The organism is Edaphobacter bradus, from assembly GCF_025685645.1.
Classification (GTDB): domain Bacteria; phylum Acidobacteriota; class Terriglobia; order Terriglobales; family Acidobacteriaceae; genus Edaphobacter; species Edaphobacter bradus.
Window position 1 is genome coordinate 358,647 of the sequence record NZ_JAGSYF010000003.1, and the last position, 15,453, is coordinate 374,099.

The 15,453-nt window shown below is 59.9% G+C and carries 12 protein-coding genes; 6 read left to right on the forward strand and 6 right to left on the reverse strand.

Annotated features, from left to right (window positions below; genetic code table 11):
* Positions 1 to 683: 683 nt before the first annotated feature.
* Positions 684 to 2,501, reverse strand: a complete 1,818-nt coding sequence (gene typA / locus OHL16_RS13870; protein WP_263367763.1) for a translational GTPase TypA — start codon at positions 2,499 to 2,501, stop codon at positions 684 to 686.
* 196 nt (positions 2,502 to 2,697) lie between these two features.
* On the opposite strand from typA, the gene OHL16_RS13875 reads away from it, so the two are divergent.
* A complete protein-coding gene (locus OHL16_RS13875; protein WP_263367764.1) occupies positions 2,698 to 3,333 on the forward strand; it encodes a cysteine dioxygenase in 636 nt (211 codons plus the stop codon).
* A 181-nt stretch (positions 3,334 to 3,514) separates the two neighbouring features.
* On the opposite strand, the gene OHL16_RS13880 is transcribed toward OHL16_RS13875, so the two are convergent.
* The 5 genes from OHL16_RS13880 to OHL16_RS13900 all read right to left on the reverse strand — a co-directional run bounded on the left by OHL16_RS13880 (position 3,515) and on the right by OHL16_RS13900 (position 10,427).
* Positions 3,515 to 4,276 carry an SDR family oxidoreductase gene (locus OHL16_RS13880; protein WP_263367766.1) on the reverse strand — a complete coding sequence of 254 codons (762 nt, stop codon included), beginning with the start codon at positions 4,274 to 4,276 and terminating at the stop codon, positions 3,515 to 3,517.
* Positions 4,273 to 5,628, reverse strand: a complete 1,356-nt coding sequence (locus OHL16_RS13885) for an FAD-binding oxidoreductase (RefSeq protein WP_263367767.1) — start codon at positions 5,626 to 5,628, stop codon at positions 4,273 to 4,275. The genes OHL16_RS13880 and OHL16_RS13885 overlap by 4 nt, the downstream gene beginning before the upstream one ends.
* A 136-nt stretch (positions 5,629 to 5,764) precedes the next feature.
* The gene (rplT, locus tag OHL16_RS13890) at positions 5,765 to 6,148 is read right to left on the reverse strand and encodes a 50S ribosomal protein L20 (RefSeq protein ID WP_263367768.1); all 384 of its coding nucleotides are present in this window, start codon (positions 6,146 to 6,148) and stop codon (positions 5,765 to 5,767) included.
* Positions 6,149 to 6,330: 182 nt separating this feature from the next.
* Positions 6,331 to 6,528, reverse strand: a complete 198-nt coding sequence (gene rpmI / locus OHL16_RS13895; RefSeq protein WP_263367769.1) for a 50S ribosomal protein L35 — start codon at positions 6,526 to 6,528, stop codon at positions 6,331 to 6,333.
* A 596-nt stretch (positions 6,529 to 7,124) separates the two neighbouring features.
* Complete coding sequence (locus OHL16_RS13900; protein WP_263367771.1) at positions 7,125 to 10,427, reverse strand: alpha-mannosidase; 3,303 nt, start codon at positions 10,425 to 10,427, stop codon at positions 7,125 to 7,127.
* A 230-nt stretch (positions 10,428 to 10,657) separates the two neighbouring features.
* On the opposite strand from OHL16_RS13900, the gene OHL16_RS13905 reads away from it, so the two are divergent.
* The 5 genes from OHL16_RS13905 (at position 10,658) to OHL16_RS13925 (ending at position 15,421) form a co-directional block, all read left to right on the forward strand.
* Positions 10,658 to 10,762: a translocated intimin receptor Tir gene (locus OHL16_RS13905; RefSeq protein WP_263367772.1), complete on the forward strand. Its 105-nt coding sequence runs from the start codon at positions 10,658 to 10,660 to the stop codon at positions 10,760 to 10,762.
* Positions 10,763 to 10,786: 24 nt separating this feature from the next.
* Positions 10,787 to 12,076 carry a GRP family sugar transporter gene (locus OHL16_RS13910; RefSeq protein WP_263367773.1) on the forward strand — a complete coding sequence of 430 codons (1,290 nt, stop codon included), beginning with the start codon at positions 10,787 to 10,789 and terminating at the stop codon, positions 12,074 to 12,076.
* 48 nt (positions 12,077 to 12,124) lie between these two features.
* Entirely contained in the window at positions 12,125 to 13,138 is a 1,014-nt protein-coding gene (locus OHL16_RS13915) for a LacI family DNA-binding transcriptional regulator (RefSeq protein ID WP_263367774.1), read from the forward strand.
* Positions 13,139 to 13,322: 184 nt separating this feature from the next.
* Positions 13,323 to 14,183, forward strand: coding sequence for an inositol oxygenase (locus OHL16_RS13920; RefSeq protein ID WP_263367775.1), 861 nt, complete (start codon positions 13,323 to 13,325; stop codon positions 14,181 to 14,183).
* An 86-nt stretch (positions 14,184 to 14,269) separates the two neighbouring features.
* Positions 14,270 to 15,421 carry a phosphatidylinositol-specific phospholipase C1-like protein gene (locus OHL16_RS13925; RefSeq protein WP_263367776.1) on the forward strand — a complete coding sequence of 384 codons (1,152 nt, stop codon included), beginning with the start codon at positions 14,270 to 14,272 and terminating at the stop codon, positions 15,419 to 15,421.
* Positions 15,422 to 15,453 lie beyond the last annotated feature (32 nt).

Consider the following 15,453-nt stretch of genomic DNA (forward strand, 5'->3'; position numbering starts at 1 on the left):
ACCAAAGCCATTGGTCTTTCCTAAGCTGGATCTACAACCCTGTTGCGGACTCACACCGCCAGTGTGACCAGTATGGGCAGGATTCCGGCAGAGGCAACAACTGCGATCGCGGCAGAGGCAACGGCGGAGGCTACTGCGGAACCGGCGGTAGCACGTCGGGTGGCGGCACCAGCGGTTCAGGCAGCGGAAGTACAAGCAGTGGGGGCGTTACCACCCAGTACAAATAGCCCTTGCCGAAAACCACAACGACAACCCTAGCACCTCGGACCGGCACCAGCCGATCCGGGGTTTCCTTTTTCCGGTATCGTCGGTTTGCGCCGATTCACCTCATTTCCACGGGAGATTCTTGTCAAGCCCCTGAGGCGATCATTCTCAACAAAACAAACAACTTGCGAGTGGCAGAGTAGTTTCCCAAAACTGCTAGAATTAAAACATCAGCCAATGAAGAGAGCCCCCGGTCATCCGGGGGCTTTTCTATGTCAATAACCCTATAGTATCGAATACTTTACAGATAAAGTATTGATTTTAGATACTTTACGTGATTAACGACAGAAAGTACAAGGCTAAGCCGTTATTTTTGAATACCTTGCACAAGAAATATCCAGGGGGGCCAAAGGAAGACGAAATGAAAAGCTGGACCATCCGATGGATGATCCAGCCGTCTTGTCAGGAACGAGGTTCTGCTACTCTATCGAGCCCTTGCGAGGCCGCCGGTTCGCCTGCAGTACCTTCTTGCGTAGCCGGAGCGACTTCGGAGTAACCTCGACCAGTTCATCGTCTGCGATGAACTCGATCGACTGCTCCAGCGTCTGTTGCTTGTACGGAACCAGCCGCAGCGCGTCGTCCGAACCTGAGGCGCGCATGTTGGTGAGCTTCTTCTCGCGCACCGCATTGACGTCCAGGTCATTGTCGCGCGAATGCTCGCCGACGACCATGCCCTCGTAGACCTCGGTGCCGTCGCCGACGAACAGGATGCCACGATCCTGCAGCCCGTTCAGCGCGTAGGTCGTCGTCGTGCCGTTGCGGTCGGCGATCAGCGCGCCCGTAGGCCGCTGTGGAATCTCGCCCTGGTAAGGCACGTAACCATCTGCTATGGAATTCATGATGATCGTTCCACGCGTCTCCGTCAGCATCTCCGAGCGCAGCCCGATCAGTCCGCGCGAAGGAATCTTGAACTCCATCCTCACGCGACCGGAACCGTGGTTGGTCATCTTGGCCATCTCGCCCTTGCGCGGCCCAAGCCGCTCGATCACCGTGCCCACAAAGGCCTCCGGGACGTCGACCGTCAGGTACTCGCTCGGCTCCATCAGCTTCTCTTCGATGCGCCGCGTCACGATCTCCGGACGCGAGACCATCAGTTCGAAGCCCTCGCGCCGCATCATCTCGATCAGCACCGAGAGCTGGAGCTCGCCGCGGCCCAGCACCTTGAAAGTCTCAGGGGAGCCGGTGTCTTCGACGCGGATCGAAACGTTCGTCAGCAGTTCCTTCTCCAGCCGCTCCTTCAGGTTGCGGCTGGTCACATACTGCCCCTCGCGGCCGGCGAAGGGTCCGTTGTTGACTGAGAACTGAATCGCAATCGTCGGCTCGTCGATCTTGATCAGCGGCAGCGGAGCTGGATTCTCGATGTTAGTGATCGATTCGCCAATCGTGATTCCCGCCACGCCGGCAATCGCAACGATGTCGCCCAGCGTCGTCTCGGCAATGTCGGTCCGCCTCAATCCGTCGAAGCTGAACAGCTTTGTAATCTTGACGTTCTCAAGCGAGCCATTGGTCTTAGAGACCGCTACCTCCTGACCGGTCTGGAGCGTACCGTTGAAGACGCGAGCGATCGCGAGCCGGCCCAGGTAGTCCGAGTAGTCGAGGTTGGTCACCAGAATCTGCAGCGCACCATCGGGATCGCCCTTCGCCGGAGGGATCGTCTTCACGATCAGATCGAAGAGCGGCTTCAGGTCGGTTCCCGGCGTTCCCAGGTCCATGGTCGCCGTGCCCTGCTTGCCGTTGGTGTAGATGATCGGGAAGTCGAGCACGCTCTCGTCGGCGTCGAGGTCGATGAACAGGTCATAGACCTCATTGACGACCTCCTGCGGTCGGGCGTCGGGCCGGTCAATCTTGTTGATCACCAGGATTGGCGTCAGCTTCGCCTCAAGCGCCTTCGAGAGCACGTATCGCGTCTGCGGCAGCGGCCCCTCGGAGGCGTCCACCAGCAGCACCACGCCGTCAACCATCTTCAGCGCACGCTCCACCTCGCCGCCGAAGTCGGCGTGGCCCGGCGTATCGACGATGTTGATCTTGGAGTCGAGGTAGTGGATGGCCGTATTCTTGGCCAGAATCGTGATTCCACGCTCTTTTTCAAGGTCGTTCGAGTCCATGACGCGATCGGCGACGGCCTCGTTGGCGCGGAAGGTGCCCGACTGGCGGAGCATGGCGTCGACCAGCGTCGTCTTGCCGTGGTCAACGTGGGCGATGATGGCGATGTTGCGGATAGGCTGCTGGGTGCTCACTGCGTTTGAATGTCCTGTCTGTGCGCTGGGGATGAGGAAAACCTGAAAATGCGCGTGTACTACTAGTTTAGCTTAGTTGGCTGACTCTTGACGGCTCCGGGGCGCGCCAAAGCAACAACATCGCGTAAAACTTGAGAATCACACGCGGTAGGGCCAATAATGGATACACGCTCAGATTCGGCGAAGGAGCAAGCCAATGACGACCCCAGAGATTGCAAGCTGTACCCACCCGCTTCGGACCAGCGTAGCGGACTTCATATCCGGACTACGTGAACTGGAGCGGGACCTCATCACCAAGGAACGGATCGCAGCCTACATGGCCGCGACGACGCTGCGCCCCGAAGCCCTGCACGACTATGTCTGGTGGCGCGACAGCTTCTACACTCGTAACCTCATCTATCGCGACGAGCTTTTCGAGGTCATGACCATCTGCTGGTCGCCGGGACAGAAGACCGCCATCCACACCCACAACGGCCAGCTCGGCTGGATGACCGTCTCCCAGGGCGAGGTCTTCACTCACGAGTACCATCACACCCGCTGCAACGCGCCCGAGAACCAAAACGTCGTCAATATCGACTGCCTCGGCGGAGCCACCGAGCTCCAGATCGACAAGGTTCGCACCCTAAGTTGCTCCGAAGGCACGGGAATGGTCACGGTGGACAAGCTCCAGACCATCCATCAGATTGAAAACGCTGGAACAACCGGCTGCATCAGCCTGCACGTCTACTCCAAACCCTTCGACTCCTGCATCGCCTTCGACCTCGAACACCAGCGCTGTTACCGCAGACAATTGAGCTACTTCAGCAGGGATGGGCACAGAATCGAGAAGTAGCAGGGCAGCGAATTTTGTCTTTGGACAGCCACAAATCAGGCCAGCCGGAGCCGAACATCGTGCTGCTCACGCCCGGAGCCTTCTGGTGGAGAAGGCGACGCGGCTGCCGGAGCAACTTCCTCCGCTGACTCGGAAGCAGAAGATGGCGCAGCAGCAGTTGAAACCCGTCGATCTGCGTTCTTTAGAGATTTAGCTTCTTGAAGATGCGCTCCGGGATATTGCGTACGACAAACATGATGGGCTGCCACTGAAACGGGACGTAGAGGTTGTCCTGGCGCTTTTCGATGGCTTTGACGATCGACTGTGCGACCGTGTCGACGTCGGCGAACTTCTCGCTGCCCTTCATTCCGGCTGTCATCGCGGTCTTTGTTGGGCCGGGCTTGATGGTGAGGATTGTGACTCCTTCGCGATCTACCCTGTTGCGCAGGCCAGCGAGGAAGGCGGAGAGGCCGGCCTTTGAGGAGCCGTAGACGTAGTTCGACTTGCGGCCGCGGTCTCCTGCGACCGAGGAGAGAACCGCGATTGTTCCAGAGCGACGTTGCTCGCAGAAGTTCGCCAGCCAGGTGAGTAGAGAGACCGGCGCCATAAAGTTGGTGTGCAGGATGTGCGCGGCGGTGTTGAAGTCCTGCTCGGCTGCGACCTGATCGCCGAGGACTCCGTGCGCGAGATAGGCGATGTCGAGTCCAGTGAGCGAGTTGATGGCGTGCGCGAGCAGCCCGGGGTGCTGGTCGGTGTCGTCGAGATCGACAACGGCGGTATCGACGTAGCTGGCTCCGCGGGCCTTCAGGTCCTGCGCGACGGCGGCGAGCTTTTCGGCATTGCGAGCGACGAGAAAGAGGCTTGCGCCCTGCGCAGCCCAGATGCGGCATGTGGCTTCGGCGATTCCTGAGGTTGCTCCGAGGACGAGGATCTTGCGTGGTGCGCTGCTTGCTGTCTGATTCATAGGCTTGGCTTGTTTCCGGTGACGCGCTCCCAGAAGCTGGAGGTGAGGAGCGGGTCGCGGTAGCGGGCGAACTGCTGCCACTGCGGGTAGAAGGCCTGGAACTGCGCGGCGGTCATGGCTGCGTCCTTGGCGGGATAGAGACGGCCACCGAACTCGAGCGTCATGTCGGCGAGGCGTTCGCAGAGCGGGAAGCTCTTGCCGGGCTTGATAGGGAAATCCAAACACAACGTAATGCCGGGCTTCGGGAAGCTCATCATTCCGGGCGAAGGAACGTCGCCGAAGGCCTTGAGGACGGCGAGGAAGCTGGCCAGGCCAGACTTCGCGACCTCCTTGAGGATGGCGACTGTGCCTTCGCGCGCGTGCTCCCACGGAATGACGTACTGGAACTGGAGCAGACCGCGCTTGCCGTACATGCGGTTCCAGCGCAGGACCTTGTCGAGCGGGTAGAAGAACGGCTCGTAGTCCTGGAGCGCGACGACTCGCTTGCTGAACTGTTTGTGGAAGAAGAGCGTGTTGAAGAGGCTTACGGAGAGACTGTTGAGCGCGAAGCCGGGCGCGTCGAAGGGGAAGATGAGCCTCGGCTTCGGCGAGGGTTTTAGCTCGTCCCTCTTAGTCGAGTGATCGCCCTGCATGAAGATGCCGCGGCAGAAGTTGCGGCCGGTCGAGGTGCAATCGACCCAGCTTACGGTGTACTCGATGTCTTTGCTCTGCTCGGTGAGCGAGATGAACTCGTCGATGCCGTGAAACTGGATTCCTTCGTAGTCGATCTTGCGCGAGACGATGGGCTTGAGTTGCACCGTTGCCCACGAGATGAAGCCGGTTAGACCGAGGCCGCCGATGGTGGCGGAGTAGAATTCCAGATTCTGCGTTGGCGAGCAGAGGATGCGCGTTCCGTCGGTGCGGACGAGCTCGAACTGCGTGATGTGGCAGCCGAAGGTTCCGGCGATGTGGTGGTTCTTGCCGTGAATGTCGTTGGCAATTGCTCCACCGAGCGTTACATATTTTGTACCCGGCGTGACGGGAAGAAAGAAGCCGCGCGGAACGGCGAAGTCGAGGATCTGTGCGAACGACATTCCGGCTTCGGCGGTGAGCAGGCCGGTCTCCGGGTCGAAGGAGATGATGCGGTCCATGCCGGTGGTGACTAGCAGGTTGCCGTTTTCCAGCAGGCCGACGTCACCATAGCTGCGGCCGAGGCCGACGGGAAGAATGCCATTGTGCAGGCCCTCGGTGACAGCGGGAAAATCGCTCTGCCAGTGAAGCGGGATGATGTTGGCGCGGTAGCTTGGGTAGCGGCCCCAGGACTCAAACGATGCTTTTGTTCCGTTCTGAGTAGGGTCGGAGGTCTCTGCCATGTTTTCTAGGATAACGTCTTCGGTGCGGCCGGAGATGAACGCGATGGAATGATGGCCCCCTTTTGCGTCGCGAGTTAAAGTGCGAAGGGCACAGCTTCGAGCCGTGCCCCTCAGGTAAGCAATTTTGTTGCTGCGCTTAGGCGGCCTTCTTCTCCGACTTGGCGGCGGCGTTGGCGGCCTTTGCCTGCTCGGCGAGAGCGGCGAAGCCTGCCGGGTCGTTGGCGGCGATGTCGGCGAGGACCTTGCGGTCGAGCTCGTTGCCGGCCTTCTTAAGGCCGCTGATGAAGGTCGAGTAGCTCAGGCCGTTCAGCTTGGCTGCAGCGCCGATGCGGACGATCCAGAGAGAGCGGAACTGACGCTTCTTCTGCTTGCGGCCGGTGTAGGCGAACATGAGCGAGCGCTCGACGGCTTCCTGCGCTGCCTGGTAGAGCTTGGATTTCGTGAGGAAGTAGCCACTCGCGCGCTTGAGTATTTTTTTGCGGCGGTCACTACGTTTCGTACTCCGTTTTACACGGGGCATCGTGCTTCTCCTTTTGCGTACTTCGTTTGAGCGGCTGGAGGTAAGGAAACCTCTTCACTCGCTTTTCTCATCCAGGTCTCGGTTGGCTTCGCTGACGCTAATCCAAGGGGCCTTTACGCTTTTGCGGCCCTTTGCTTCTATTGAAGCGGCTTGACCTGAAAACCTTCGACTCCCTGCCCTTATCAGGCGTAGGGGATCATGCGTGCGACTTTGGCCGAATCCGCCTCGGAGACCAGGGTGATACGAGCAAGCTTGCGCTTGGTCTTGGTCTTCTTGGAGGTGAGGATGTGGCGCATCTTCGACTGGCCGCGCTTGAACTTGCCCGTACCGGTCTTCTTGAAGCGCTTGGCTGCGCCGCTGTGTGTTTTCAGCTTTGGCATTGTGATTCCTAAAAGGTTACTGCTTTGGACAACCTTCTAAGTATACACGGCGATTCCAAGAGGGCTTTCGAAGTGCCCCCCGGGCCTCTCCCGCGCAAAATATTTGCCACCCCCTCCCGCCCTTTTTGTGCAAAATCTTCCGAACAAAGACTTTAGGTCTGGACTTCGCGTGCATTTATTATGCCGAAGCGTGAAAAGTCCGGAAAAATCATGGCTTGATATATGTAAAGTCTTCATATGGTTTGGTTTATCTGGAATGAACTAAAGGAAAAGGCCCCGAATAGTGTCCGGGGCCTTTCTCTTCCTTCTGTTTCTAATTTTACCGGATGCAGGGAAACTAACGTGCCACTTTGCCGGAGATTATTTCGCGTCGGTAAGCGATTGATGCATTTGCAGTTAGGCAATCCAAGCTTGATCTCTGCACCGGTTGGGGTCTTGACAGGTTTTAGAGCGAATTACGCCTCGCGAAGGATGGGGCACCCGGGCTTTTGTGGCACTGCTGACAAAATGCGCTTCGCTCAGAATGACAGCAAAAAAACGAATGCAGAAGAGGCGAGCGTTACGCTCGCCTCTTCTGTCCAAGGTTTGTTTGATGGCTAGTTATGCGGATAGTCGACCCTTACGGTGAGGATTTCGTAGGGGCTGATGTTGGCTGTGACTTTGTTGCCGCTGACGGTTAGTGGCTGGCCTTCGGGTTTTTCCATCAGGCTGGTTTCGGTGGCGGCGGTGGCGCCCTCGGGGACGGTGAAGGTCACGGTGGACTGCTTCCCTGCCCACTCGAAGACGCGGAAGATGAGGGAGTTTGAGTCCTCGGCTTTTTTGACTGCGGTGAGGACTACGTTTTCCGGAGCGACGGAGATCCATGAGTGCGCGAGCGGGAGGGTGCCGGTGTGTGGAGCGACCTGCGCGGCGCGTAGCTCGTAGTTGTACTGGTAGCCCTTGCGCTCGGTGAGGGCCTGCTTCCAGGTTCCGGCGTGCGGGTAGAGGGCGTAGCTGAAGTGCTGATGGCCACGATCGGCGTCGGCGTCAGGCCAGGTTGGCGAGCGAAGGAGTGTGAGGCGAAGGACGTTGTCAGCGGCGTCGTAGCCGTACTTGGCCTCGTTGAGGAGGCTGAAGCCGTGCTGTGCGTCGCCGAGGTCGGCCCAGCGCATGGCGGGGACTTCGAACTTGGCTTGCTCCCAGGAGTTGTTGCGAGTGGTGGGACGCTCGATGTTGCCGTAGGGGATCTCGTAGGTCGCCATCGGGCCAGTGGCTGCCAGCGGAAAGGCTGCTTTGAGGAGGACGTGGGTCTCGTGCCAGTCGATGTCGTTGATGACGTCGACGGTGTCGGTGTTGGCGTAGAGCTGGATGTCCTGCACGAACCTGGAGGACTGCCAGGTGCGGGTGACGCGGATGACGGCGCGCATGGGGCCCTTTTCGACGAGTTCGACGGAGTCGACCTTATCGATTGGGGTCATGTGGTCGAGCGTGCCGGGGTCGATGTTCCAGGCGTCGTAGTCCTTCGGTGTGTCCTTGAAGGTCTGGAGCTGGTTGCCGCAGGCGCCTTTGGCAAGCGACTCGAAGTTGGAGCGCTTGTCATAGAGGCTGGTGATGCAGCCGGTGGCCGGGTCGACGGTTACGCGGAGAGCCGCGTTCTCCATTGTGTAGCCGCTGGCTTTGAGGTCGGTGGTGAAGGGCTTCTCGCCTGCGACTGCGTGGAGAACTTCGTAACCGAGTGAGGGGACGTCCTTCGCCTGAACGAGGAGCTTGTAGGTGTTGGTCTTCGAGTCGGTGGAGAGGACCTTCGACGGGACTACGTTGTTGTGCGAGTCGAGGATGGAGATACCGCTGGGTGAGGCGGTGGGCATCTGCACGGTGACGGTGGTGACGCCTGTGTCCGACCAGGCGAGAGGATTGACGATGAGGACGGGGACTTCGCCGGCAGCGCGGGTGTCGATGCCGGCGGCGAGGGTGTGGAGCGAGTGAGAGGAGATGGCGTTGGTGGAGAGACGGACCTTGTCGAACTCGGCCTGCGCCTCTTTGTAGATGATACCGATGCCGGAGCCGGCGGCGAGGTCGTGGAAGTCGTTGAAGGTGACCTTCTTCCAATCGTCGGTGAGGTCGGCGTTGGGATACGAGTCACCGTTGAGCCAGGCGAGCGAGGCGTACTTCTCGGCGTTGAGGGTCTGCTCTTCGCTCTCGCGCATGTTGCGCTTGTGCTGCGCCTGCGAGGTCATGACTCCGCGGTGGTACTCGAAGTACATCTCGTCTTTGAAGGTGGGAATGCCGATCTTGCCGGCCTCGGGCGTTGGCGGCGTGTATCCCTTTGCGAGGTCGCTGTAGTTGATGACGGGTGAGTTGGGGGAGACTTCCTTTTCGACCTTCGAGAAGTAGGACTGCGCGGTTCCGAACTCGAGCTTCGGAACGATCATGCCGGACTGGGTTTCGGAGTGGGCCCAGTGGTTGCCTTCGTCGAGAATGGCGCGCGTGGGGCCGCCGCCGTGGTCGCCGATGCCGTAGAGGTCCATCATCTGCTCCATTCCGGGTGCGCGCTGGCGTGCGGTGGCGAGGTCGGCGGAGAGGCGGACGGGGTTGAGGTTGCCATTGGCGTAGTCGTGCGGGAAGTAGGTGAGGACCTTGGAGCCGTCGGGTGACTGCCACCAGAAGAGTTTGAAGGGGAGCTGGTTGGTGTCGTTCCAGGTCATCTTCTGGGTGACGAAGTAGTCCATGCCGGAGCGCTTGTAGATCTGCGGGAGTTGCCAGTTGTAGCCGAAGGAGTCGGGGTTCCAGCCGATGCGGACGTCGACGCCATACTGCTGCTGGAAGAAGCGCTTGCCGAGGAGCAGCGAGCGAACCTGCGATTCTCCGTCGGGCATGTTGAGGTCGGGCTCGACCCACATGCCGCCGACGATCTCCCAGCGGCCTTCCTTGATGCGCTTCTTGATCTCTTCGTTGATGGCGGGGTACTTGGTGGCGATCCACTCGTTGTAGGCGGCGGCGGACTGCGTGTAGGTGTAGTCCGGATACTCGTTCATGAGTTGGAGCGCGGTGGAGAAGGTGCGCTTGACGACGTCAACCGTCTCGGAGACGGGCCAGAGCCACGCGGCGTCGATGTGCGAGTTGCCGGTGAGGTGGATGGTCGCCTGCTGGAGGACGGGCTTGAGGGCTTCGAGCTTCTGGCGGGCCGAGGTGAGCGAGGCGTCGAAGGTTGGCTGATTGGCGGAGTCGAGTGCTTTGAGGTCGACGGTCTGGATGGAGTTGTTGAGGTTGGCGAGGTCCTGCGTGGAGTTCTTCGAGAGGCTGGGGAGAAGGACCGCGCTGGAGAGGAACTCGAGGCGGAGGTCCGCGGGGTTGGGGCGATTGGAGGCGAAGTCGATCCTGGTGACGACACCGGCGAAGGTCTTCGTGTCGACGGTGTGGAGGAGCTTGACGGCGACGAGGACCTTGTCGCCAGGCCGGGCCTGATCGAAGAGGACGATGGGCTCAAGATCGTCGCCGAGCGCTACGCGGCGGCCGTTGAAGTATACGATCTGAGGCATGGGGCCGTTGGCGTTGGCGCGGAACTGGAACCAGATGCGGGCTCCGGTGAGGTCGTAGCCGTTGAGGGTTTTGGGGACTTCGATGAGACGGCGGTACCAGACGGCTTCGTTGGGCGCGTGGCTGCGGGGCTTCACGACCTGCCATGAGGAGTCGTCGAGCGCGGGGTCTTCGCCGTGAGCGAGATCGCCGTTGTGGTAACGCCATTCGGAGGCGGGGAGGTTGTCGAGGGCGCCAAGACGCTCGATGACTGACTGCGAGGCAGAGGGGAGCGAGTGGGCGATATCAGCAATCTCTTTTGCGGACTGAGCGAATACGGGAGTGGCGAGGAGGGTGGCGAGCAGGATCTTTGCCGTGGTGCGCAGAGAGGCGGTGACAGTCAAAATACAGCTCCTTCTTTCTTTACCGGTTACTTTCGCAACGAGGTTTTTGGTTCTAAAGCAGACAGAGGGAGTCTAACGCACTGCGCTCCCGGAGAGCGAGGGTGTGGATTGCAATGGTGCGTGTTGGGAGACGGCGACACTGGAGGAAGCAGCGGTTGACAGTGAGGGTTGGGGCAGATAGGGTAAGCGCGGGCGTAAGCGATGACGCTCGTGATTTGAGGAGGAGCTGCGTGGGTTTTGCTCGCGGATTGAAGACGATTGTCACCGATAGCCACTTTCTGGTGCCATTTCTGGTGCTGCTGGCGGGGATTGCGCTGCTGGTGGCTCTGCACTAGTTGGTGGATGGAATGGGAGAACGGATGGCTGCTGGGGAACAGGTGGTGACGAAACGCGGACTCTCGCTGCATGGTCTGGGCGTGATCTGCGGGTTGGCGGCGGGAGTGTGGCTGGGGGCAGCCGAGGCTCCAACGAAGCTGGTGAATGTGGGGCTGTCACCGTTTGCCGTGTCGCTGTGCATGGTGGCGGGAGTGTTCACGGCGCGATGGACGTTTCCGACCCTGCTGAAGGGGACGGGCTACGTCTTTGAAGATCTGATGGAGAAGAAGCACCTGATCGTGTGGGCCCTGCTGGCCGGAGCGCTGTGGGCGGTGGCCAATACGCTGACCGTGTTTGCGATTCGCGATGTGGGGCTGGCGGTGGCGTTTCCGCTGTGGAATGCGAACTCGCTGATCGGACTGTTCTGGGGCCGTGTGCTGTTCCGCGAGCTTGAAGGCGCGAACGCAAAGAACATCGGCAAGGTGGTGCTGGGGGCGGTCGCGATCGTGATTGCCGCGGTGATGCTGGGCTTCAGCACGATTCATGGAGGGACGACGCAGGCGCACCATGCGATGAGCGGGATTCTGGCGGCCTTCGGGGCGAGCCTTATGTGGGGGACAATGTATGTTCCGTACCGGAAGGCTTACCTGAGCGGGATGAATCCGCTGTCGTTTGTGACGGCGTTTACGGTGGGCGAGCTGGGCACGGTGCTGGCGTTGACGCTGGCGCTCGACGGGGGGCTCCACTCGCCGTCGTTTCAGCTGTTCCATCATCGCGGACTGGTGTTCTGGCTGTTTCTTGGAGGGTTCGTTTGGGTGGTGGGCGACCTCTTCCAGCAGTTCGCCGCGAAGTACCTGGGGATTGGACGAGGAATTCCGCTCTCGAATACAAACCAGCTCTGGGGGCTGGCGTGGGGCGCCCTGGTCTTTGGCGAGCTGGCGGGAGCGGACAGACAGCACAAGTTGCTGGTGCTGGCCGGGTCCGCCGTGATGATTCTGGGAGCGATGGCGATTGGGACGGCTGTGGCCTCGTCACGCGAGCAGACATCGAACAACGAGGCGGTGCTTCGCGAGTGCGAGCGCTATGGACTGGACTACAACCGCACGCTGGCAGCGATGGCAGGCGACGAGTTTGGCGGACGCGACGAACGGCGGCGCTGGTGGGACTACGTGATTGTGGCCGCGGCGACCCTGTTGTTCGTGTGGCTGGGACTGCGCGCGGTCGTGCCTCCGCTGGCGATGAATCTTGCCTGGGTTGCAGTGCTGGGAGCATTGCTGGTGGTGAGCCTGGCTGTGGGCGGATGGTGCCTGTGGCGGCGAACGAGGTTTTGTTAGCGGAGATAACGCTTCGACATCTGTCGTAGCTGTGGGATGATGCATTTTATGGCGGTCAGGCTAAAGGACATAGCGCACGATCTGGGTGTTTCGGTAGTCACGGTCTCGAAGGTTCTGCGAGGCAACAAAGATGTAGGACCTGAGACACGGCGGCGTGTCCTGAAGCGCATGAAGGAGCTGAACTATCAGCCCAACATGCTCGCGAGAGGGCTGGCCAGCGGCAAGACCTATACGGTGGGACTGGTGGTGCCGGACCTCGTGCATCCGTTCTTTGCGGAGTTTGCGAAGTCGCTGAGCGAAGTCCTGCGGAAGAGCAGCCGGGCGCTGATCCTGGCATCGTCGGAGGAAGACCCGGAGATAGAGCGGCAAGAGATACGCACGCTGCTGCGGCGCGGGATCGATGTGCTGCTGATCGCCTCGTGCCAGTCGAACCTGCGGAATTTCTACGAGCTGGGCGAGGAGCGCACGCCCTATCTGCTGTTTGACCGCAACTTCCCTCACCTGGCGGCGCACTTTGTTGGGTCTGACGATCTGAAGGTGGGAGAGATCGCGACGTGCCACCTGATCGATATCGGGAAGAAGCGCATTGCCCATATCGGAGGCAAGCATACGAGCCCAGCCTTCGATCGTCTGCGAGGCTATCGGACCGTGCTTGCTGAGAAGGGACTGCCTGAGAAGCCCGAATATGTTGTGCTGTGCGAGCGGACAGAAGAGGCCGGCGACAAGGCGGGATTCCAGGCGATGAAAGAGCTGCTGCGCCGGAAGCCGCGGCCGGATGCGATCTTCTGTTACAACGACCTCACCGCGATCGGAGCCATGGAGGCGGCGCTTGAGGCTGGTTTGCGGATTCCTGAGGACATTGCGTTCGTCGGATGCGGCAATCTCCGCTATGCCGAGTATTTGCGCGTCCCGCTGAGTTCGATCGACCATGGAACGGGAGAGCTGGGACGAATTGCGGGTGAGTTTGCGCTGGAACTTTCCGCCAAGCCGGACCAGGACCCGAAGAGCATCCTGGTTCCGCCGAAGCTGGTGGCCAGGACTTCGACGATGGGGAAGTCGTAGAGACACGTCAGGGCTGGAAGAGGAGACGCGCGCCTTGTTCGGAACTGAGAGTCGACGTCGCGTAACTGTAACAGTGCTCAAGGGAAACGAATTTTCACTTGCCAAACCAGGCAGCGGGAGTGCTATATTTCCATCAACGTTAGCGGTAACGTAAGTTAGATCCGCTCGTCTTCTGGAGGAAAATATGGCCGCGAGTATCACCAACCCAAATGCACCGTTGAAGGATATGGACGAGTGGGACGACTTTCTCACCGGCCGGTACAAGGAAGGCAAGAGCGAGACGGAGTTCCGGCAGTATGACGCCCAGGCCAATCCGGGCGTCGCGGAGTTCTACCGGCTGAACCATCTGCACCAGACGTTCGACTACGTGATGGCGAAGGAGAAGCAGTACTTCGGCCTGGACAAAGGCATGAAGAGCATCTGGGAGGCGGCGGAGTTTCTGAATACGCTGGTCGACGACAGCGATCCGGACACCGACCTGACCCAGATCGAGCACCTGCTCCAGACCTCGGAGGCGATCCGCAGGGACGGGCATCCGCGGTGGTTTGTGCTCACCGGCTTCATCCATGACCTGGGCAAGGTACTGTGCCTGTGGGGCGAGCCGCAGTGGGGCGTCGTGGGCGATACCTTCCCTGTGGGCTGCGCATACTCCGACCAGATCGTGTTTCCGGAGGACTTCAAAGCGAATCCTGATTTCAACCATCCGGTGTACAGCACGAAGTACGGCGTCTATGAACCGAACTGCGGGCTGGACAAGGTGCATATGTCGTTCGGGCATGACGGGTACATCTACGAAGTGATGAAGAACTACATGCCGGAGGAGTCGCTGTACATGCTGCGGTATCACTCGTTCTATGCGGCGCACCGGCATGGAGCGTACCGACACTTGATGAACGAGCACGACCTCGAGATGCTGGAGTGGGTGAACAAGTTCAATCCGTATGACCTCTACTCCAAAGGCCACACCAAGCCGAACTTCAAGGAGTTGAAGCCTTACTACGACGACCTGTTCGCAGAGTTCTTCCCAGAGAAGATTGCCTGGTGACGCAGCGGCTGCGTCGCCAGTGATTTGCATTGGATTCATGAAAGACAGGCACAATGCAGACAGATGCCTTCTCTTGAGGAACAGATTTGACGACAGTACAACGTGCAGTGCAGATTGTGGCGGGTTCATTGCTGGCCGCCGCGAGCTATAGCGGAGTTGCGCAGCAAGGCAACCAGGCCTCGCAGGACAAGGTGGTGAGGCTTAACCAGATTCAAGTGATCGGCTCGCACAACAGCTATCATGCAGGGTTTGCGCCGAGTGAGCGGCGATACCTGGAGATGAAGAATCCGAAGGCGCTGCGCGGGCTCGACTATCACCATGCTCCGCTCGCTGATCAGTTATCGTCCGGCGTGCGGCAGATTGAGATCGATATCTTCGCCGACAGTAAGGGCGGCCGCTTTGCGCATCCGATGATCGACCGCTGGGTCACGGACGCGGGGCTTCCGGCTGATCCTGATTTCGATCCGCAGCATGAGATGGACAAGCCGGGATTCAAGGTGATGCACGTGCAGGACTTCGATGAGCGGAGCACGTGCCTTACGTTTGTCGCGTGCCTCACACAGGTGAGGAACTGGTCGAGGCAGCATCCGGGACATCTGCCGATCTTCATCCTGGTGGAGACGAAGGAAGGTGAGGTGAAGGAACTGCCTAATGCTCCGAAGACAGAGCCGTTTACTTCGGCTGTCTTCGATGCTCTGGACGCTGAGATCCGTTCGGTCTTTCGGCCCGAGGAGATCATCACTCCGGATGAGGTTCGCGGGCGGCACAAGACGCTGATTGACGCCGTGCGCGCTGGCGGGTGGCCGACGCTTGCGCGAGCCCGCGGACGCGTGATTTTTCTGATGGACCAGAAGAAGGCTGGGCCGATTTACACCGAAGGGCATCCTTCGCTGCGTGGGAGGATTTTATTTACGAACGCTGAGCCTGGCGCTACGGATGCCGCGTTTGTGGAGCAGAACGATGGGACGCCAGAGGCCATCGATGCGCTGGTCCGGCAGGGTTATCTGGTGCGGACGCGGAGCGATGAGCCGACCGAGCAGGCTCGGAACAATGACACCCGGCGACGCGATGAGGTGCTGTCGAGTGGAGCGCAGATGATCAGCACGGACTATCCGAAGTCGGAGCCTGCATCGTGGACTGGGTACTCGGTGAGTCTGCCGGGTGGAGTTGTGGCTCGGTGCAATCCGGTGACTTCGTCTTCCGGATGTGTCGACGATCTGCTTGAGCCTGCCCGGTAAATCATGAATCGCCGACGCGCCCGCAGCTCGAC

Coding starts and splice junctions, on each gene's coding strand:
- OHL16_RS13875 (WP_263367764.1), top strand. CDS start 2,698: ATGACGACCCCAGAGATTGCAAGCTGTACCCACCCGCTTCGGACCAGC.
- OHL16_RS13880 (WP_263367766.1), bottom strand. CDS start 4,276: ATGAATCAGACAGCAAGCAGCGCACCACGCAAGATCCTCGTCCTCGGA.
- OHL16_RS13885 (WP_263367767.1), bottom strand. CDS start 5,628: ATGGCAGAGACCTCCGACCCTACTCAGAACGGAACAAAAGCATCGTTT.
- rplT (WP_263367768.1), bottom strand. CDS start 6,148: ATGCCCCGTGTAAAACGGAGTACGAAACGTAGTGACCGCCGCAAAAAA.
- rpmI (WP_263367769.1), bottom strand. CDS start 6,528: ATGCCAAAGCTGAAAACACACAGCGGCGCAGCCAAGCGCTTCAAGAAG.
- OHL16_RS13910 (WP_263367773.1), top strand. CDS start 10,787: ATGGCTGCTGGGGAACAGGTGGTGACGAAACGCGGACTCTCGCTGCAT.
- OHL16_RS13915 (WP_263367774.1), top strand. CDS start 12,125: ATGGCGGTCAGGCTAAAGGACATAGCGCACGATCTGGGTGTTTCGGTA.
- OHL16_RS13920 (WP_263367775.1), top strand. CDS start 13,323: ATGGCCGCGAGTATCACCAACCCAAATGCACCGTTGAAGGATATGGAC.